Consider the following 19,021-nt stretch of genomic DNA (forward strand, 5'->3'; position numbering starts at 1 on the left):
CATGGAACACGATGCGACGACGCCCGCGCTGCTGCACATCGACGCCAGCGTGAGCCCGGCGGACACCTCCGTCAGCAGGCAGCTGACCTCGCTGTTCGCCGGCAAGTGGCGGCAGCGGTACGGGGACGCCGGCTACCACCACCGGGACCTGGCAGCCGAGCCGGTGCCGCTGGTCGACGCCGGCTACGTCCGGTTCGGGTACTGGGTGGAGCGCCACGGCACCGTACCGGTGGACGAGGTGTCCGCGCTGGTCAGGGATGCCGCCGACGAGGCTGCCTGGCGAGCGACGCGACCGCTGGTCGAGGAGGTGCTGGCGGCCGACGTGCTGCTGCTGGGCGTGCCGATGTACAACCTGACGGTGCCCGCGGCGCTGATGGCGTGGATCGACCGCATCAGCTTTCCGGGCGCACTCCTCGACCCGGCGGCGGGCCGCAGCAGACTGCGGGACAAGCAGATCGTGGTCGTCGGCGCGCGCGGCGGGGGCTACGGACCCGGTGCCCCGCGGGAGGGGCTCGACTTCCAGGTGCCGTATCTGCGCGGCTACTTCACCGACCGGGGCGTGCCCGAGGGGAGACTGCACTTCGTGACCGCCGAGCTGACCCGGGCCCGGGACGTGCCCGCGATGGCCCCGCTCCGGTCGCGGGCCGCCGCATCGCTGGACGCGGCGCGTGAGGGCGTCATCGAGCTGGTGGACCGGCTCGCCGCCCCGCCAGGGGCGCGGGGAACTGCGCGACAAGCCACAGCTGAGCCGCAGACTGCTGACTGCGGTCAGGGGCGGCCCGTAGGCAGTTATGCGGTGTAGAGGGCTTCGATCTCGTCGGCGAAGTCCTTGGCGACCACGCCCCGTTTGAGCTTCAGGGAGGGGGTGACATGGCCGGAGTCCTCGGTGAACTGGGCCCGCAGCACCCGGAACTTGCGTACCGACTCCGCCCGGGAGACGGCCTGGTTGCCCTCGTCCACGGCGGTCTGCAGCTCGGCGAGCAGGTCCGGGTCCTCCAGCAGCTGCTCGTGGCCGAGGCCCTGCTTGCCGTGCTCGGCGGCCCAGCGGGGCAGGAAGTCCTCGTCCACGGTCAGCAGCGCGCCGACGAAGGGCCGGCCGTCGCCGACGACCATGCACTCGGCGACCAGCGCGTGCGCGCGGATGCGGTCCTCGATCACGGCGGGCGCCACGTTCTTGCCACCCGCGGTCACCAGGATCTCCTTCTTGCGCCCGGTGATGCTCAGATAGCCGTCCACGTCCAGGGTGCCCAGGTCGCCGGTGTGGAACCAGCCGTCGGCCAGGGCCTCCTCGCTGGCCTGCTGGTTGTTCCAGTAGCCGGTGAACAGGTGCTCGCCGTGCAGCAGTACCTCGCCGTCGTCGGCGATCCGGACGACCGAGCCGGGCAGCGGCTGGCCCACGGTTCCGATCTTGGGCCGGTCGTAGGGGTTGAAGGCGGTCGCCGCGCAGGACTCGGTGAGTCCGTACCCCTCCAGCACGGTGAAGCCGACGCCCCGGAAGAAGTGGCCCAGCCGTTCGCCCAGCGGTGCGCCGCCGGAGATGGCGTGGGTGGCCCGGCCGCCGAGGACGGCGCGCAGCTTGCTGTAGACCAGCTTGTCGAAGACCTTGTGCTGGAAGCGCAGCTTGAGGGAGGGTCCGGCCGGGTCGTCCAGGGAGCGGCTGTAGGCACCGGCCACCCGGGCGGCCCGGTCGAAGATCTTGCCCTTGCCGTCGGCGACGGCCTGGGCCCGCGCGGAGTTGAAGACCTTCTCGAAGACGCGAGGCACGCCCAGCACCATCGTCGGGCGGAAGGCGCCGAGTTCGGTGGTGAGATCCTTGATGTCCGAGACGTGCCCCAGCTTGATCGGCGCCATCACGGCGGCAACCTGCACCAGCCGCCCGAAGACGTGGGCGACCGGCAGGAACAGCAGCACCGACCCCTCGCCGGGCCGGAACATCGGGCGCAGCCGCTCGACCACGTTCCCGCACTCCGCGAAGAAGCTGCGGTGGGTGAGTACACAGCCCTTGGGGCGCCCGGTGGTGCCGGAGGTGTAGACGATGGTGGCGGGCGAGTCCGCGTCGGCGATCGAGCTGCGCTCCTCCACCTTCTCGTCGCTGATCCCGGCGCCGAGCGCGGCGAGTTGTGCGACTGCGCCCTCGTCCGGGCCGCCCGGACCGGGCTCGATCCGCCAGACGTCGCGCAGCCCGGGCAGCCGGTCGCGGACGGAGTCGACAGCGGCGGCGTGTGCCCCGGTCTCCACCAGGCAGGCGACGGCGTCCGAGTCGCCGAGAATCCAGGCGATCTGCTCGGGGGAGCTGGTCTCGAAGATGGGCACGGTGACCCCGCCGGCGCTCCAGATGGCGAAGTCCAGCAGCGTCCACTCGTACCGGGTCCGGGACATCAGGCCGACCCGGTCGCCGGGCTCCACACCTGCCGCGATCAGGCCCTTGGCGGCCTCCCGTACCTCGGAGAGGAACGCGGTGGCGGTGACGTCCTCCCACCGGCCGTCGCGCTTGCGCCCCAGGACGGGGAGGTCGGGGTGCTGAGCCGCGTTCCGGCGGATGAGGTCCGTCAGGTTTCCGTCTGCGGGGACTTCGTAGAGAGCCGGAAGGCTGTACTCGCGCAAGACTGCTACTCCTCGTCGGCGCGCCGAACGGGGGCCGCGGGGGGTCGGCCTCCATTGGCTCGGTCCAGGGTCGGCGACCGATCCCGGAAGAATGACGGCCCGGACGTTACCCATCGGTATGGGGGCCGGGGTAGGGGGTGACGCGGAGATGTCTTGTGCGTCACAAGTGGAGACGGCCGATAGCAGCCTAGTCGAGGCGTTCGGGGACACGGAAGCCGGGAGAGGGAGAGAGCGGAAAGAGCGGACATGCCGTACTTTCCAGTCAGTGTGGCCGGATGAACCCCGAGGTGCCCGCTCCCCTCCTCGCCCTCCGCCGGGCGATCTAGGGTGGGGCCATGCGAGTCCACGTGGTCAGCGACGTACACGGCAACAGTGCGGATCTCGCGAAGGCGGGCGAGGGCGCCGACGCGCTGCTGTGCCTGGGGGACCTCATCCTCTTCCTCGACTACGCCGACCACTCGCGCGGCATCTTCCCCGACCTGTTCGGCGTCGAGAACGCGCATCGCATCGTCGCCCTGCGCACGGCACGCCGCTTCACCGAGGCCCGCGCCTTCTCCCGCCGGTTGTGGGCCGGGCTCGACCGCGAGGTGGCGATGGAGGCGGCCGTACGCAAGCAGTACGCCGAACTGTTCGCGGCCTTCCCCAGGCCCACCTACGCCACATACGGCAACGTCGACATGCCGCCCCTGTGGCCCGAGTACGCGGGTGACGGGGTCACCGTCCTGGACGGGGAGACGGTGGTGATCGGCGGCCGGCGCTTCGGCTTCGTCGGCGGCGGGCTGCGCACACCGATGCGCACGCCCTACGAGATCGACGACGAGACCTATGCGGCCAAGGTGGCGGCGCTGGGCGAGGTCGACGTGCTGTGCACCCATATCCCGCCCGACGTACCCGAGTTGTGCTATGACACCGTCGCACGCCGCTTCGAGCGGGGCAGCTCGCATCTGCTGGAGGCCCTGCACACGCTGCGGCCGCGCTACCACCTTTTCGGCCACGTCCATCAGCCGCTGGCCCAGCGGATGCGGATCGGGAGCACCGAGTGCGTCAACGTCGGCCACTTCAACGCGACCGGGACGCCCTGGGTGCTGGAGTGGTGACCCCGCACAGCCCCCGCTCCGACAGCCGCGCGGTAGCCTTCCCTCGCAGACGCTCTCCCGCGCCACGGCGGGCACTCCGCACGTCACTGCACTCGCGGCGGGCATCTCACGGCGGGCATTTCGTCGCAGACATTTCAGACCTGGGCACATCGGAGGGCCATGGCGATGGCGGAACACACCAGCTCGAGCATCACCGTTGACGCGGCACCCGAGGCCGTGATGAACGTGATCTCCGACTTCCCCCGCTACCCGGAGTGGGCAGGCGAGGTGAAGGAGGCCGAGGTCCTCGGCCGGGACGAGGAGGGCCGCGCCGAGCAGGTGCGCCTGCTGCTGGACGCCGGAGCCATCAAGGACGAGCACACCCTGTCCTACGAGTGGTTCGGCGACCCCGAGATCACCGAGGTGCGCTGGTCCCTGGTCAAGTCCCAGATGCTGCGCTCCCTGGACGGCGTCTACCGCCTCACCCCGCTCGCCGGAGGCGCGCGCACGGAGGTCATGTACCAGCTCACCGTGGACGTCAAGATCCCGATGCTCGGCATGATCAAGCGCAAGGCCGAGAAGGTCATCATCGACCGGGCACTCGACGGGCTGAAGAAGCGCGTCGAGTCGGGCGGCGCCAAGGCGTCCGAGGACGGGAACTGACCGGCGCGGCGGGCCCCGGACCCCAGCGCTCCGGCCCCCACACCCCCGGAACCGACAACCCCGGAACCGAGAACCCCGGCCACCGCGGCCCTGCCGCCCGGCACACCGGTCCGCAGACGGTCCTGGTCACCGGCGCGGGCGGTGCGGGACGGACCACGGTGGCCGCCGCCACCGCGTGCGCTGCCGCGGCCCAGGGGCACCGCACCCTGCTGCTGAGCGCCGAGCCCGCGGGCCGGCTGGCCGCGCTGCTGGGTACGGCACCGCAGGACGCCGACGGCGCACCCTCGGACGCTCACCCGCCCGCCGAGCCCGGCCACGGGCGGCCCGTACCCGTCGCGGGCGCCGACGGGCTGTGGCTGCTGCGGATCGACTCCGGCGCGGAGTTCCGCACGCAGGCCGTCGCCCTTCAGTCACGCGGCAAGACCGTGCTCGACCTGCTCGGTGCCGTGGCGCTGGACGAGGACGAGCTGACCGAGCTCCCCGGAGCCGGGACGTTCGCCCTGCTGCGCGCGCTGCACACCGCGCACACCGGGCAGGCGGGGGACACCGGGCAGGCCGGGCAGGCCGGGCAGGCCGGGCACGACGCGCACGGCACGGCCCGGGGCGCAGCCGACGGCTGGGACATCGTCGTCGCCGACATGCCGGCCGCACCCGAGGGCCTCAACCTGCTCGCGCTGCCCGAACAGCTCCGCCGCTACCTGCGCCGCCTGGTACCCGCCGAGCGCCGCACGGCCCGCGCCCTGCGCCCCGTACTGGCCCAGCTCGCGGGCGCGCCCATGCCCGCCGAGTGGCTCTACGCGGCCGCCAAGCGCTGGTCGGAAGAGCTGGCCGGAGTGCAGCGGATCGTCGAGTCGCCCGCCACGGTCGTCCGGCTCGTCACCGAGCCCGGCCCCCTCGCCGCCGAGTCCCTGCGCACCGCCGGAGCCGGGCTGCGGCTGCACGGGCTCGCGCTGGAGTCCGTCGTCGCCAACCGGCTGCTGCCCACCGGCTCCTCGGATGCCTGGCTGGCCGCGCTGGCCGGACAGCAGCAGACCGCGCTCGCCGCGCTGCGCGAGAAGTGCGAGGCCGAGTCCGTGCCGCTGTGCGAGCTGCCGCACCTGGGCCGCGACCCGCGCGGCCCCGAGGACCTCACGGCACTCGCCGCCGCCGCGCGCACCGCGGTCGCCGCCGACCAGGCGGCGGGCGAGGGGCTGCGCCCGCCCGCCGGCGCGGAGAGCGGCCCGGGCACCGATATCGCCTACGGCTGGCTGGAGGACCGGCTCGCAGGCGACGGCCACCTGGTGTGGCACCTGCCGCTGCCCGGCGCCGAGCGGGACGAGGTGGAACTGGTACGCCGAGGTGACGAGTTGACCGTCGGCGTCGGCCCCTACCGCCGGGTGCTGCCGCTCCCCTCGGCGCTGCGCCGCTGCCGCGTCTCCGGTGCGGGCCTCAAGGGCGGGGTGCTGGGGGTCCGCTTCACCCCGGACCCCGAGCTGTGGCCCGGGCAGCGGGCGCGCTCGGCACCCGCCGGACGGCGCGGCTGACCGCGCGGAGGTCCGGCCGGGGAGCGTCGCCGCTCACCCGCGACCCCCGTGCCGCCGTTCGGGTAACGTCAAAGGGTGTACGGCCCGTATGACGCCACCGTTTTCCGCCCGTAGGAGCCCCGCCATGAGCGATGACGCCGAGCGCCCTGCCGCCCCGGACCCCGACGCCTGGGCCACCGCGTGCGAGGAGGACCTGGACGCCGAGAGGGCCCGCCGCCGCGCCCAGTACGGCCCGCCGCCCACCAGCGCGGCCGAGGAGCTGCGCCGGCTGGCGGACGCGGTCACCGAGAAGGTGGCCGAGTTCGGCAAGCCCTTGATGGGCGCCGCCGGGTCGGCAGCGGCCCAGGGCATGGCCGAGCAGCTGTTCAAGCAGGCCAAGGCGGCTGTCGAGCCCGTGGTCGAACGCAATCCGCAGGTCTTCGACCACCTCGCCGCCGCCGGCAGCGAACTGCTGGCCGCCTACCGCTCCGCGGTCCAGGAAGCGGAACGCCGCTGGACCGAGCGGCCCAGCTCCGACGCGGAGCACATCGATGTGGAGGCCGACGAATAGAGGGTGCCCCTGTCCCGCCGCTGCGGTCCGCGGGTGGTCCACGGTTGTGGGGGCACCGCCCAGCCTCCGGCCGGGCGGTGCCCCCAGGGGAGCAGTTCCCCGCGCCCCTTCGGGGCGCGGTCTCTCCCGATCCGTGCTCGGTGCGGGAGCCTGCTCCGGTACCGTTGGCCACGGCGGGGATCACATTCGGATGACCGAGGGACACATGGGACTCACAATCGGGGTCGACATCGGCGGCACCAAGATCGCGGCTGGCGTTGTGGACGAGAAAGGCACCATTCTCGAGACGAGCACGGTGCCCACACCCGACACCCCTGATGCCGTGATCGACGCCATCGCGGACGCGGTACGCCAGGCCAGCGCCGAGCACCAGGTGGAGGCTGTCGGAATCGGCGCTCCCGGCTACGTGGACGACAAGCGTGCCACCGTGCTGTTCACCCCCAATCTCAGCTGGCGGCACGAGCCGCTCAAGGACAAGGTCGAGCAGCGCATCGACCTGCCCGTGGTGATCGAGAACGACGCGAACGCCGCCGCCTGGGGCGAGTACAAGTTCGGCGTCGGTACGGGCCACGAGGACGTCGTCTGCATCACCATCGGCACCGGCCTGGGCGGCGGCACCATCATCGGCGGCAAGCTGCACCGCGGCCGGTACGGAGTGGCTGCCGAGTTCGGCCACATCCGGATGGTCCCCGACGGGTTGCTGTGCGGCTGCGGCAACCAGGGCTGCTGGGAGCAGTACGCCTCGGGCCGCGCGCTGCTCCGCTACGCCCAGCAGCGCGCCACCGCCACCCCGGACAACGCCACGATTCTGCTGGGGCTGGGTGACGGCACCACCGAAGGCATCCGGGGCAAGCACATCAGTGAGGCGGCGAGGCAGGGCGACCCGGTCGCCATCGACTCCTTCCGCGAGCTGGCCCGCTGGGCGGGCGCCGGCCTCGCCGACCTGGCCTCCCTCTTCGACCCGGGGGCCTTCATCGTCGGCGGCGGCGTCTCCGACGAGGGTGAACTGGTGCTGGACCCGATCCGCAAGTCCTACCGCCGCTGGCTGGTCGGCAGCCGCTGGCGCCCGCACGCCGAGGTCCTCGCGGCCCAACTGGGCAACAAGGCGGGGATGGTGGGCGTCGCCGACCTGGCCCGCCAGGGCTGAGGGGAGCAGGACCGCGGCGATGAGGGGGGAGTCGAGCGGAGGGACGCCGCAGGGGCGGGCGGCCGGGCAGGTCGCGGACCTGCCGCCGTCCCGTACCGAGCCCGACGGCTCGGCCGTCGTCCGGCTGCTCAGCTACAACATCCGCTCCCTGCGGGACGACCGGGAGGCGCTCGTCCGGGTCATCCGGGCGTGCGCCCCCGATGTCGTCTGCGTACAGGAGGCGCCGCGGTTCTTCCGCTGGCGCAAGCGGGCGGCCTGGCTGGCGCGGCGCACCGGCCTGACCTATGTCACCGGCGGTGCGACGGCCGCCGGACCGATGATCCTCGCCTCGCTGCGGGCCCATGTGGAGCGCGCCGAGGATGTGCTGCTGCCCCGCACCCCCGGGCTGCATCAGCGCGGGTTCGCCACGGCTGAGCTGCGATTCGGACCGACCGCACGGCTGGGTGTCGTCAGCTTCCACCTCAGTCTCCAGGCGCGGGAGCGGCGGCAGCAGGCGCAAGCACTGCTGGACCGCACCGCTGCGCTCGGCGTCGCCCCGGTGGCGGCCGCGGGTGACGTCAATGAGCGGCCGCACGGCCCGGCGTTCGGTCTGCTGGGGGAGGGCCTGCGGGATGCGTGGGGGCTCAAGCCGTGGGGCGCGGAGCACACCTCGCCCGCGTCCGCACCGGTGCAGCGCATCGATGCGGTCTTCGCTGGGGAGGGCGTCGAGGTGCTGGGCGCGGGCGTGCCCCGCGGGCTGCCGGGTGTGACGCTCGCCGACCTTGCGGCTGCCACCGACCACCTCCCGGTGCTGGCCGCGTTGCGGGTTCCGGGCGCGTAGGGCCTGCAGGGGCACCCCCTCACCGGGGCGGTGCCCTCAGACAACCGCTCCGCGGCCCGGGTCGTCCCAGTCATCGTCGTCGCGCCCGTCCCGCAGCCGGGTCAGCAGTGTGGCGAAGCCGCCGAGGAAGCCACCGACCCCCAGGGTCACGATCCACCACGTCATGTCCGCCTGCAGCAGCACGGTGCCGAGCAGCAGCAGTGGCCCGCCCAGCGCGGCCAGCCAGGCGAACTTCGTCGTGGTGTCCGTCTCCGGCAGCGGCGGCGGCTCCGGCGGCTCGAAATGGCCCTCGCCGTCCTCGTCCTCGGCCGGCTCCCAGTCGCGGGGCCCGGTCCCTGCGGCGTAGACGGTGAAGCTCCGCACGGGCGGCTGGGCGTCCGGCGCAGGCCGGGGCTTGGTGAGCATGTCCCCGTCCGGCTCCCCGGCACCCTCGCCGTCACGGTCACCGTCGTCGTCACCGTCCAGGTCAGGACTGCGGACTTCCGAGGGCCCGTCCGCCGCCGACGGTTCCGCGGGCTCGTCCCCGTACGCGGCGACGATCGCCGCCCAGGCGGCCTCTTCCTCGGGCGGCAGCGACGACTTGCTCTCGCCGGAGTCGCGGGGCTCGCCCTCGTCCGGGTCACGCGCCGTCACGGGCGCTCCGTGCGGTGGTGAGCGGTTCGTGACCGGGGGTGAGGCGGTCGATGAAGCCGCGGGTGTCGGCGAAGATCCGCTCCGCGTCGTGGTCGAGGGTGGCGACGTGGAAGCTGCGCTCCAGCACCGTCTCGGTCACATCGGTGGAGGAGACGCGACCCAGCACGAGTGCCGAGTCACTGGCGGGCACCACATGGTCGGTCCGGCTGCGCAGCAGCAGCATCGGCTGCGTCACCTTCGGCAGGTCGCGCTGCGCGACGCGGAAGAAGTTGCGCAGCGCGTACGCGGCCCGGGTGGGCACCCGGTCGTAGCCCAGCTCGTGCTGCCCGCCCTTGGCGATGTCGTTCGCGATCCCAGGCGCCGACCGGACCAGGAAGCGGCCGACGGGCACGACGTACCCCTGCACCCGGGGGAAGGTCATCGCCGGATTGACGACGACGACCCCGCGCACCCCGTTCCCGTGCAGCGCGGCCAGCCGCAGCGCCAGCGCGCCGCCCATCGAGAGGCCGCAGACGAAGACCTGGTCGCAGCGCTCGCGCAGCAGCCGCAGCTCACGGTCCACGGTCGCGTACCAGTCCTCCCAACTGGTCATCGCCAGGTCCTCCCAGCGGGTGCCGTGCCCGGGCAGCAGCGGCAGGGAGACGGTCAGGCCGTGCCCGGCCAGGTTCTCCGCCCAGGGGCGCAGGGACTGCGGGGACCCGGTGAAACCGTGACAGAGCAGCACACCGGTCGCTGATCCGGCACGGCGGAATGGCTCGGCTCCGGGGAGGATGGGCGGCACGGTGGGCCTCCATAGGCTCAGCGGTCGGTGCTCGGCTGTCGGGCTCGGCAAGGAGTGCTGCCACCCTAATTCGTCGCCGGGCACTCCGGCAGTGTCCAGCGGCCCCACAGGTCACCCCATGTGGTCACTCCGCGTGCAGTGGGTACCCGGTGGTCCACGGTGGACGGCGGGGGTCCGGCGCCGCGGTGGCGGGATAGGGTCGGTGGGTCCCGTCTAGGAGGTCGAGGTTGTTCTACAGCGCGATGAAGCTGTCGGTCGGCAGCACGCTGAAGCTCGCTTTCCGGCCCTGGGTCGAGGGCCTGGAGAACGTGCCCGCTGAGGGGCCCGCCATTCTGGCGAGCAACCACCTCTCGTTCTCCGACTCCTTCTTCCTGCCTGCCGTACTCGACCGCAAGGTCACCTTCATCGCGAAAGCCGAGTACTTCACCTCTCCCGGGGTCAAGGGCAAGCTGACGGCCGCGTTCTTCAAGGGCGTCGGCCAGCTCCCCGTCGACCGCTCCGGGGTGCGCGGCGCGGGCGAGGCGGCGATCAGGAGCGGGCTCGAAGTGCTGGAGCGCGGCGAGCTCTTCGGTATCTACCCGGAGGGCACCCGCTCGCCCGACGGCCGCCTCTACCGGGGCAAGCCGGGCGGTCTGGCGCGGGTCGCGCTGCGTTCGGGCGCCCCGGTGATCCCGGTGGCCATGATCGATACGGAGAAGATCCAGCCGCCCGGCAAGGTCGTACCCAAGCTGATGCGCCCGGGCATCCGGATCGGCGCCCCGCTGGACTTCAGCCGGTACCAGGGCATGGACAACGACCGGTTCATCCAGCGCGCGGTCACCGACGAGGTCATGTACGCCATCCTGAAGCTCTCGGGCCAGGAGTATGTGGACATGTACGCGACGGCGGCCAAGCGGCAGATCGCGGAGGCGGCGAAGGCGGCGAAGATCGCCGAGACCGCGAAGGGCGAGGCCGCGCAGGGCGAGACCGCGCAGGGTGAGCCGGCGTCGGGGAAGAGCGCCGCCGGGCACCATGACGGTGGCGGTCACAAGGCCGCCTAGCCGCGGAGGTCGAGAGGCCGCCGGACCCTCGCCGTCGGGGCGCTCGCCATTGCGGTGCTCGCCGCCGGAGCGCTCACCGTCGCGGCGGAAAGAATTCATGGGGGACCTGGGGGGAGAGCCATGGCGCCGAAGCTGATGTCCGTGGAGCAGCCGCTGTGGCGGGCGCTGACGGGCTACCGCATTCTTGCCGTCCTGTATGTCCTCGGCGTCTTCTTCTGGAGCTATCCGGAGTACAGCACTCCGGTGCCGGGCGGTGGCTATCTCCTGGTGCTCGCCTGCTGGACGTTCGGCACACTGCGCAACGTCGCCTCGGCCGAGCGCTGCACCCTGCCGTTCCTGGTCACGGACATCGCACTGGGCGTCGTCGGCATCCTCCTCTCCCCGGTCGTGGACGGCGACGACGTGGTGGGGCCGACGCTGCCGTCCATCTGGGTGGCCGGGCCCGTCCTCGCGTTCGCGCTCAAGGGCGGCTGGCGGTGGGCGGCCGGCGCCTCCGTGCTGGTGGGGATCGCCAACATCGTCGAGAGCGGCGCGATCACCCGCTCCACCTTCCACAACGTGCTGCTCGTGTGCGTCGCCAGCGTCGCCATCGGCTATGTCATCGAGGTGGCCCGCGCCAGCGAACGCACCCTCGCGCGCGCCCTCCAGATCGAGGCGGCGACCCGGGAGAGGGAGCGGCTGGCGAGGGACATCCACGACAGCGTCCTCCAGGTACTGGCCATGGTGCAGCGGCGCGGGACGGCGCTCGGCGGCGAGGCGGCCGAGCTGGGCCGGATGGCGGGGGAGCAGGAGGTGGCCCTGCGCGCCCTGGTCTCCAGCGGCGTGGCCCCCGACCCCGGAACGGGCCGCGCTCACCGCCCCGCGCTCACCGCGGACGGCGGCGGCCCGACCGCCGCGGCACCGCCCGCGCAGGCCGTGCAGGCCGGGACCGAAGACCCTGGCACGGCCCCGTGCGACGTACGCGCGCTGCTCGCCTCCTACGCCGGGTCCCGGGTCACCCTCTCCGAACCGGGAGCGCCGGTGCTGCTGCCCGCGCGGGCGGCCACCGAACTGGCCGCGGCTGTCGGCGCCGCGCTGGACAACGTCGACAAGCACGCCGGTCCCGGCTCCGGAGGGGAGGCGCGCGCGTGGATCCTGCTGGAGGACGAGCCGGATGCGGTCATCGTGACCGTGCGGGACGACGGGCCCGGCATCCCCGCGGGACGGCTGGCCGACGCGGAGGCGGAGGGCCGGATGGGCGTCGCGCTCTCCATCCGGGGCCGGATGCGGGACTTGGGCGGCACGGCGGAGCTGACGTCGGTGCCGGGACAGGGCACGGAAGTGGAGATGAGGGTTCCCAGGCATGACGACTGAGCAGCGGCCGGCCGGACCGGGCGAGGACAGGGTGCCGGTGAAGGTGATGGTCGTCGACGACCATCCGATGTGGCGTGAGGCCGTCGCACGGGACCTGTCCGAGGCCGGGTTCGAGGTCGTGGCCACGGCGGGCGACGGCGAGCAGGCGGTCCGCCGCGCCCGCGCCACATCGCCCGATGTGCTGGTGCTGGACCTGAACCTGCCGGACAGGCCCGGGGTGGAGGTCTGCCGCGAGCTGGTCGGCCCGGAGGCGACGCTGCGGGTGCTGGTGCTCTCGGCCAGCGGCGAGCACGCCGATGTGCTGGAGGCCGTCAAATCCGGGGCAACCGGCTACCTGGTCAAGTCGGCAGGTCCGCAGGAGCTGCTGGACGCGGTGCGTCGCACGGCGCTGGGCGACCCCGTCTTCACACCGGGGCTGGCCGGGCTGGTGCTGGGCGAGTACCGCAGGCTGGCCGCCGAGGACGCGCCCGCCGCCGAGAACGCACCGGCCGTGCCGAAGCTGACCGAGCGCGAGACGGAGGTGCTGCGGCTGGTTGCCAAGGGGCTCGGCTACAAGCAGATCGCCGAGCGGCTCGTCATCTCGCACCGCACCGTGCAGAACCATGTCCAGAACACGCTGGGCAAGCTCCAGTTGCACAACCGCGTGGAACTGGTGCGGTACGCGATCGAGAGAGGGCTGGACGACTGAGGGCCCTCGCTCGTCTGTTCCGGGGCAGCGGGTGCTCCCCTCCCGCCGGGCGGGCCTGTCGCTCGTACGGGTGATTGCCAAGGTCTCAAATGCCGCCCCTCCCAAGGAAATCCGCTTCCCGCCGCATCCCGTGTGACGTGAGTCACCGCTAGCGTGACCCACGTCCAGGCGTTCATGCGGCGAAGGGAGATCCCATGCGGGTCGGAGTGCTGACCGGTGGCGGCGACTGCCCCGGTCTCAACGCGGTCATGCGGGCTGTCGTCCGTAAGGGTGTCCAGCGTTACGGCTATGACTTCACCGGGTTCCGCGACGGCTGGCGGGGGCCGCTGGAGGGGGAGACGGTCCGGCTCGACATCCCGGCGGTGCGCGGCATGCTGCCGCGCGGCGGGACCATCCTCGGCTCCTCGCGCACCAACCCCTTCAAGGAGGACGACGGCGTCCGGCGCATCAAGGAGAACCTCGCCAAGTACGAGGTCGACGCGCTGATCGCGATCGGCGGCGAGGACACCCTGGGCGTGGCAGCCCGGCTGACGGACGAGTACGGCATCCGCTGCGTAGGCGTGCCCAAGACCATCGACAACGACCTGTCCGCGACCGACTACACCTTCGGCTTCAACACAGCCGTCACCGTCGCCACCGAGGCCATCGACCGGCTGCACACCACGGCCGAGTCCCATATGAGGGTGCTGGTGGTGGAGGTCATGGGCCGGCACGCCGGCTGGATCGCCCTCCACTCGGGGCTGGCGGGCGGAGCCAACTGCATCCTCATCCCCGAGCAGCGCTTCGACGTCGACCAGGTCTGCGAGTGGGTCACCTCCCGCTTCAAGGCGAGTTACGCACCGATCGTCGTCGTGGCCGAGGGAGCGATGCCCAAGGGCGGCGAGATGGTGCTCAAGGACGGCTCCACGGACTCCTTCGGACACGTCAGGCTCTCGGGTGTCGGCGAGTGGCTGGCCAAGGAAATCGAGTCGCGCACCGGCAAGGAGGCCCGCACCACGGTCCTCGGCCACATCCAGCGGGGCGGCACGCCCACCGCGTTCGACCGCTGGCTGGCCACCCGGTTCGGGCTGCACGCCATCGACGCGGTGCGCGACGAGGAGTGGGGCAGCATGGTGGCGCTGCGCGGTACGGACATCGTCCGCGTCCCGCTCGCCAAGGCCACCGAGAAGCTCAAGACGGTGGATCCGGCGCTCTACGAGGAGGCGGGCGTCTTCTTCGGCTGACGCCGGAGCGGGGGAGCCTTTCCGGGGCTCCCCCTCCCCTCCGGTGTTCAGGCATGGCCCGCGCGCGCGGCGGTCTCGCTCACCGCCGCCAGCAGCTGCGCCGTCACCGTCACCCCGTCCAGCGTCAGCACCGACTCCGGGTGGAACTGCACGCCCGCGAAGCCCGGCCCGCGCAGCGCGTGTACGTCACCGCGTGCCGGATCGCGGCTGAGCTCGACCCCGTGCAGGGCGAGTTCGGCGGCGGCCTCGTCGTCGCAGCGGGCCGTGTAGGAGTTGTAGAAGCCGACCGTCTCCTGCCGTCCGAACAGGTCGATGGTCTCCTGCGCGCCCTGGTGCGGTTGTTCCTTGCGTACCAGCTCCAGGCCCAGTTCGGCGGCGAGCAGTTCGTGCCCGAGGCAGACGCCCAGCAGCGGCTGCCGCCGGGCGCGCACCAGATCGGCGGCCAGGCCGCGCAGCAGCCGCATCTTCGGATCGTCGGTATCGCGCGGGTCGCCGGGGCCGGGCCCCAGCACCACGGGTCCCTGGTGTTCCAGCGCGGCCCGCGCCAGCCCCGGCTCGTCGTAGCGCCGCACCTCCACCGGGTGCCCGGTGGAGCGCAGCAGGTGCGCCAGCATCGAGGTGAAGGTGTCCTCGCCGTCCACGACCAGCACCTGTCCGGCGCCGGTCAGCTCCGGCTGCCCCACCCGCATCCGCAGCCAGAACGGCGCCAAGGAGGCGCGCCGCTCCTCGAGCGCGGCCCGCACCCTGGGGTCCTCCGCCAGCTGCGGCCGGGGGCAGCGCGGTGCGGGGTCCGGCGCCTCGCGCACGCCCAGCGCCGCCAGGACACCGGCCGCCTTGGCGTGTGTCTCGGCCACTTCGCTCGCCGGGTCGGAGGAGCGCACCAGCGTGGCGCCGACCGGTACCCGCAGCCGTCCACCGCGCACGTCGATGTCGGCGGTACGGATGAGGATGGGGGAGTCCAGTGTCTGGGCTCCGTCCGTGTTGTGGCCGAGCAGCGCCAGCGCCCCGGAGTAGTAGCCGCGTCCCGCGGGCTCGTGCCGTTCGATGACCCGGCAGGCGTTCTCGACGGGGGAGCCGGTCACCGTGGCGGCGAACATCGTCTCGCGCAGCACGTCGCGCACATCCAGGGTGCTGCGGCCGCGCAGTTCGTACTCGGTGTGCGCCAGGTGCGCCATCTCCTTCAGCCGTGGCCCGACGACGACTCCCCCCGCGTCGCCGACGGTGCACATCATCTTCAGCTCCTCGTCGACGACCATGGACAGCTCCTCGCGCTCCTTGCGGTCGGCCAGGAAGTCCAGCAGCCCCGCCACGTCCGGGCCCTGCGGGGGGTAGCGGTAGGTGCCGCTGATGGGGTTCATCACCACGGTCCCCCCGCTCATCCGTACGTGGACCTCGGGGCTGGCACCCACCAGCACGCGGTCGCCTGTGTGGACGACGAACGTCCAGTAGGCGCCCTGCTCGCCACGGAGCAGCCGCGCGAAGAGGGCCAGCGCGTCGGCTCGGGAGAAGTCCGGGATACGCCCCCGGTAGTCGCGGCGGATGACGAAGTTGGCGCCCTCACCGGCTCCGATCTCCTCCGTGACCACCCGGCGCACGATCTCCTCGTATGCGTCGTCGGTCACATCGAACGCGCCCTCCTCGACCCGTACGCCGTGCCCGGGGAGCGCGTCGAGGGCGCCGGCGAGCGGCAGCTCGTACCGCTCGACGGGCAGCAGCACGGACAGCGGGGTGCCGTCGTCCCGCGCGTCGAAACCCCGTTCGCGGATCTGCCGGAACGGTACGAGCGCGAGCGCGCCCCCTTCGCAGTTCGGGCGCACCGGCAGATCGGCGAGGTGCTCCACCTCGCGGACGCCGCCGATCAGTACCTCGACCAGGTCGGCGTCCCGGCCGGGCGTCCGCCTGCGCAACATGGCGAACGACGGCGCGTCGTCGCTGGTCAGGCGCTCGACGAGGGCGGCAGGTGAGAGGCCGGAGGAGGGTGCGGAGGCGGCGGTCGGTGCGGCGGTGCCGGTGCGGTCGGTGCGGTGCATGCGGAGTCCCTTCGCGGAGTACGCGGTGTACGGGAGGAACGGCCGCGGAAACGCAGAAAGGCCGCCCCTCGGGCGGCCTGGCACGTGACTGGGTTCTTCAGTGCATACGCGCGTCGTGGCGGGCCGCCGTGCGGGCGGGCCACCACCAGTTCATGGTCGAGTGCGCGTGCATGCCGACACCATAGCCCACGAGCGCGCTCATGGGCGCGCCGTGACCGCGCTCGTGATCGCGGTCTCGGATGGCGGGCAGCCGGATGGGTTCCCCCCGGAAGGCCGTAACCTTGTCTCCGTGACTGTGAACGCCCACACCGATGCCGGTGCCCACACCTGGCGGGACCTGCCCGCAGCACAGCAGCCCGAGTGGCCGGACCACGAGGCTCTGCGTACCGTACTCGCCGAGCTCGAGTCCTATCCGCCGCTCGTCTTCGCCGGCGAGTGCGACCAGCTGCGCGAGCGGCTGGGCTCTGTCGCGCGCGGTGAGGCGTTCCTGCTCCAGGGCGGGGACTGTGCCGAGGCGTTCGACCAGGTCAGCGCCGAGCACATCCGCAACAAGCTCAAGACGCTGCTCCAGATGGGCGCCGTCCTCACCTACGCGGGATCGGTTCCCGTGGTGAAGGTCGGGCGGATCGCAGGCCAGTACAGCAAGCCGCGCTCCAAGCCGACCGAGACCCGGGACGGGGTGACGCTGCCCTCCTACCGCGGCGACTCGGTCAACGGCTTCGAGTTCACTCCCGAGGCCCGCAGGCCCGACCCGGAGCGGCTGAAGCGGATGTACCACGCCTCGTCCGCCACGCTGAACCTGGTCCGTGCCTTCACCACCGGCGGCTACGCCGATCTGCGCCAGGTGCACGCCTGGAACCAGGACTTCGTCAAGTCCAGCCCCTCCGGGCAGCGGTACGAGGCGCTGGCGCGCGAGATCGACCAGGCCATGAAGTTCATGCACGCCTGTGGGACCGATCCCGAAGAGCTCAAGACGGTCGAGTTCTACTCCTCGCACGAGGCGCTGCTGCTCGACTACGAGTCGGCCCTCACCCGGGTCGACTCGCGCAGCGGCAATCTCTACGACGTGTCCGGGCACATGGTCTGGATCGGCGAGCGCACCCGGCAGCTCGACGGCGCGCACATCGAGTTCGCCTCCCGGGTGCGGAACCCGATCGGGGTGAAGCTGGGCCCGACGACGACCTCGGAGGAGGCGCTCGCCCTCATCGAGCGGCTCGACCCGGACCGCGAGCCGGGCCGCCTCACCTTCATCACCCGGATGGGTGCGGACAAGATCCGCGACCGGCTCCCCGAGCTGGTGGAGAAGGTCACGGCCTCCGGTGCCACCGTCGCCTGGGTCTGCGACCCGATGCACGGCAACACCTTCGAGGCGGCCAGCGGCCACAAGACGCGCCGCTTCGACGATGTGCTGGACGAGGTCAAGGGCTTCTTCGAGGTCCACAAGGGCCTGGGCACCCACCCCGGCGGCATCCACATGGAGCTGACCGGTGACGACGTCACCGAGTGCGTGGGCGGCGGCGACGAGATCTTCGTCGACGATCTGCACCAGCGCTACGAGACGGCCTGCGACCCCAGGCTCAACCGCAGCCAGTCGCTCGACCTGGCCTTCCTGGTCGCGGAGATGTACCGGGACCAGTGAGCGCGGCCTGAGCGCTCGATCCCTCCCGCTGGGGCCCGCTTCACTCGTGTGACGCGGGCCCCAGCGGTGTATGTGGACAGGCCCACGCGGGTAAGGTTAGGTTAACCTCAGCAAGCCCTGAGACCGACCGGACCGACCCGAGGCGGAGGTGACCGCGTGTACGTCTGCTCGTGCTTCGGTATCACCGAGGAGCAGGTGCGAGAGCACGCGGCGGCGGGGGCGTGCACCCCGCGCCAGATTGCCTCGGCCAGCAAGGCGGGCACGGACTGCGGGTCCTGCGTCCGCCGTATCCAGGGCATCCTCGGCCGTGGCGAGTGCCCTCGCCGTACGGCGCTGGACCGCGGCGAGCCGCCTCTTACGGCGCAGCCGACCCCCGCCCCCGCGGCCTCATCTGCGGTCGCCGCGTAGGGCTCGCCCCGCATTCCCGCGCACCCCGCCACGGGGGCTGTGCATGCCGGCCCTGCTCCCCCAGCCTCCGGCCGGGAGGTACCCCCAGGGCGTGGACCTCCCAAGCACAGCAGGGAGGCGCCCCCTCCCACCGTGGCGGCGTCAGGTCTCGTCCGCGGCCTTCTGCTCGATCTGCCGCGAGAGATACAGCGACTCGCCCAGTTTGTCGACCAGGTCGAGCTGGGTGTCCAGATAGTCGATGTGGTGTTCCTCGTCCGCGAGGATGTCCTCGAAGATGTTGGCCGAGGTGATGTCGCCCTTGTTGCGCATCAGCTCGATACCGCGCTTGAGCCGGTCGATCGCCTCCACCTCGATCTGCCGGTCGGCCCGGAACATCTCGGTGACGGTCTGGCCCACCCGCACATGGAAGAGCCGCTGGTAGTTCGGCAGCCCCTCCAGGAAGAGGATGCGGTCGGTGAGCCGCTCGGCGTGCCGCATCTCGTCGAACGACTCGGAGCGGGTGTACTCGGCGAGCTTGGTCCAGCCGAAGTGCTCCTGCATCTTCGCGTGCAGGAAGTACTGGTTGATAGCGGTCAGCTCGGCGGTGAGCTGCTCGTTGAGGAATTCGATGACCTCGGGGTCGCCCTGCATGGTGGCGGGCTCCTTCCACGGCATGACGCGTGTACCGGGCAGAGTGCGCGCGTGGCGCGTAATCGCGCATCCTGTCACCGGCCAACGGCGTGGTCCAGTAAGTGCACGCTTACCGAGTGTGCCGATGTTTGCGGTTGTGAGCTGCGATTCCGACTCGGACGGGTACCCGCCCGACCGGCGTCCGACCGCCCGCTCGGGGGGTGGTCAAGACCA

At 72.2% G+C, this 19,021-nt stretch carries 18 protein-coding genes; 13 read left to right on the forward strand and 5 right to left on the reverse strand.

Annotated features, from left to right (window positions below; translation table 11 throughout):
• Nucleotide 1 precedes the first annotated feature (1 nt).
• Entirely contained in the window at nucleotides 2-802 is an 801-nt protein-coding gene (locus JW592_RS11240) for an FMN-dependent NADH-azoreductase (RefSeq protein ID WP_209264837.1), read from the forward strand.
• Here the strand turns inward: JW592_RS11240 and JW592_RS11245 are convergent.
• Complete coding sequence (locus tag JW592_RS11245; RefSeq protein ID WP_209264838.1) at nucleotides 790-2,604, reverse strand: AMP-dependent synthetase/ligase; 1,815 nt, start codon at nucleotides 2,602-2,604, stop codon at nucleotides 790-792. The genes JW592_RS11240 and JW592_RS11245 overlap by 13 nt on opposite strands.
• A 335-nt stretch (nucleotides 2,605-2,939) precedes the next feature.
• Here JW592_RS11245 and JW592_RS11250 point away from each other — a divergent pair, with 335 nt between their 5' ends.
• From JW592_RS11250 to JW592_RS11275, 6 genes are all read left to right on the forward strand, one after another.
• Nucleotides 2,940-3,701, forward strand: coding sequence for a metallophosphoesterase family protein (locus tag JW592_RS11250; RefSeq protein ID WP_209264839.1), 762 nt, complete (start codon nucleotides 2,940-2,942; stop codon nucleotides 3,699-3,701).
• Nucleotides 3,702-3,866: 165 nt separating this feature from the next.
• Nucleotides 3,867-4,343: an SRPBCC family protein gene (locus tag JW592_RS11255; protein ID WP_209264938.1), complete on the forward strand. Its 477-nt coding sequence runs from the start codon at nucleotides 3,867-3,869 to the stop codon at nucleotides 4,341-4,343.
• 122 nt (nucleotides 4,344-4,465) lie between these two features.
• Nucleotides 4,466-5,866: an ArsA family ATPase gene (locus tag JW592_RS11260; RefSeq protein WP_209264939.1), complete on the forward strand. Its 1,401-nt coding sequence runs from the start codon at nucleotides 4,466-4,468 to the stop codon at nucleotides 5,864-5,866.
• A gap of 124 nt (nucleotides 5,867-5,990) precedes the next feature.
• Entirely contained in the window at nucleotides 5,991-6,416 is a 426-nt protein-coding gene (locus JW592_RS11265) for a DUF5304 domain-containing protein (protein WP_209264840.1), read from the forward strand.
• A gap of 205 nt (nucleotides 6,417-6,621) precedes the next feature.
• The gene (locus JW592_RS11270) at nucleotides 6,622-7,563 is read left to right on the forward strand and encodes an ROK family glucokinase (protein ID WP_209264841.1); all 942 of its coding nucleotides are present in this window, start codon (nucleotides 6,622-6,624) and stop codon (nucleotides 7,561-7,563) included.
• Between the two features lie 19 nt (nucleotides 7,564-7,582).
• Entirely contained in the window at nucleotides 7,583-8,383 is an 801-nt protein-coding gene (locus JW592_RS11275; protein WP_209264842.1) for an endonuclease/exonuclease/phosphatase family protein, read from the forward strand.
• Nucleotides 8,384-8,419: 36 nt separating this feature from the next.
• Here the strand turns inward: JW592_RS11275 and JW592_RS11280 are convergent, their stop codons facing one another.
• Nucleotides 8,420-9,016 (reverse strand): hypothetical protein, encoded by a 597-nt coding sequence (locus JW592_RS11280; protein ID WP_209264843.1) that lies wholly within the window; start codon nucleotides 9,014-9,016, stop codon nucleotides 8,420-8,422.
• On the reverse strand, nucleotides 9,003-9,797 hold the full coding sequence (locus JW592_RS11285) for an alpha/beta hydrolase (protein WP_209264844.1): 795 nt from the start codon (nucleotides 9,795-9,797) through the stop codon (nucleotides 9,003-9,005). The genes JW592_RS11280 and JW592_RS11285 overlap by 14 nt, the downstream gene beginning before the upstream one ends.
• 227 nt (nucleotides 9,798-10,024) lie before the next feature.
• Here JW592_RS11285 and JW592_RS11290 point away from each other — a divergent pair, with 227 nt between their 5' ends.
• The 4 genes from JW592_RS11290 to JW592_RS11305 all read left to right on the forward strand — a co-directional run bounded on the left by JW592_RS11290 (nucleotide 10,025) and on the right by JW592_RS11305 (nucleotide 14,101).
• The gene (locus JW592_RS11290; protein ID WP_209264845.1) at nucleotides 10,025-10,837 is read left to right on the forward strand and encodes a lysophospholipid acyltransferase family protein; all 813 of its coding nucleotides are present in this window, start codon (nucleotides 10,025-10,027) and stop codon (nucleotides 10,835-10,837) included.
• Nucleotides 10,838-10,957: 120 nt separating this feature from the next.
• Nucleotides 10,958-12,190, forward strand: coding sequence for a MacS family sensor histidine kinase (gene macS / locus JW592_RS11295; protein WP_229375698.1), 1,233 nt, complete (start codon nucleotides 10,958-10,960; stop codon nucleotides 12,188-12,190).
• On the forward strand, nucleotides 12,180-12,878 hold the full coding sequence (locus JW592_RS11300; protein ID WP_209264846.1) for a response regulator: 699 nt from the start codon (nucleotides 12,180-12,182) through the stop codon (nucleotides 12,876-12,878). Before macS ends, JW592_RS11300 begins: the two co-directional genes overlap by 11 nt.
• 194 nt (nucleotides 12,879-13,072) lie before the next feature.
• Entirely contained in the window at nucleotides 13,073-14,101 is a 1,029-nt protein-coding gene (locus tag JW592_RS11305; protein ID WP_209264847.1) for a 6-phosphofructokinase, read from the forward strand.
• 47 nt (nucleotides 14,102-14,148) lie between these two features.
• Here JW592_RS11305 and JW592_RS11310 read toward each other — a convergent pair whose 3' ends face one another.
• The gene (locus JW592_RS11310) at nucleotides 14,149-16,131 is read right to left on the reverse strand and encodes an anthranilate synthase family protein (RefSeq protein ID WP_209264848.1); all 1,983 of its coding nucleotides are present in this window, start codon (nucleotides 16,129-16,131) and stop codon (nucleotides 14,149-14,151) included.
• Between the two features lie 295 nt (nucleotides 16,132-16,426).
• On the opposite strand from JW592_RS11310, the gene JW592_RS11315 reads away from it, so the two are divergent.
• The gene (locus tag JW592_RS11315) at nucleotides 16,427-17,770 is read left to right on the forward strand and encodes a class II 3-deoxy-7-phosphoheptulonate synthase (protein WP_209264941.1); all 1,344 of its coding nucleotides are present in this window, start codon (nucleotides 16,427-16,429) and stop codon (nucleotides 17,768-17,770) included.
• Between the two features lie 156 nt (nucleotides 17,771-17,926).
• On the forward strand, nucleotides 17,927-18,178 hold the full coding sequence (locus JW592_RS11320) for a (2Fe-2S)-binding protein (protein WP_209264849.1): 252 nt from the start codon (nucleotides 17,927-17,929) through the stop codon (nucleotides 18,176-18,178).
• A gap of 141 nt (nucleotides 18,179-18,319) precedes the next feature.
• Here the strand turns inward: JW592_RS11320 and bfr are convergent, their stop codons facing one another.
• A complete protein-coding gene (bfr, locus tag JW592_RS11325; protein ID WP_209264942.1) occupies nucleotides 18,320-18,808 on the reverse strand; it encodes a bacterioferritin in 489 nt (162 codons plus the stop codon).
• Between the last annotated feature and the right edge of the window lie 213 nt (nucleotides 18,809-19,021).

The sequence above is a fragment of the Streptomyces spirodelae genome (assembly GCF_017676385.1).
GTDB lineage: Bacteria > Actinomycetota > Actinomycetes > Streptomycetales > Streptomycetaceae > Streptomyces > Streptomyces spirodelae.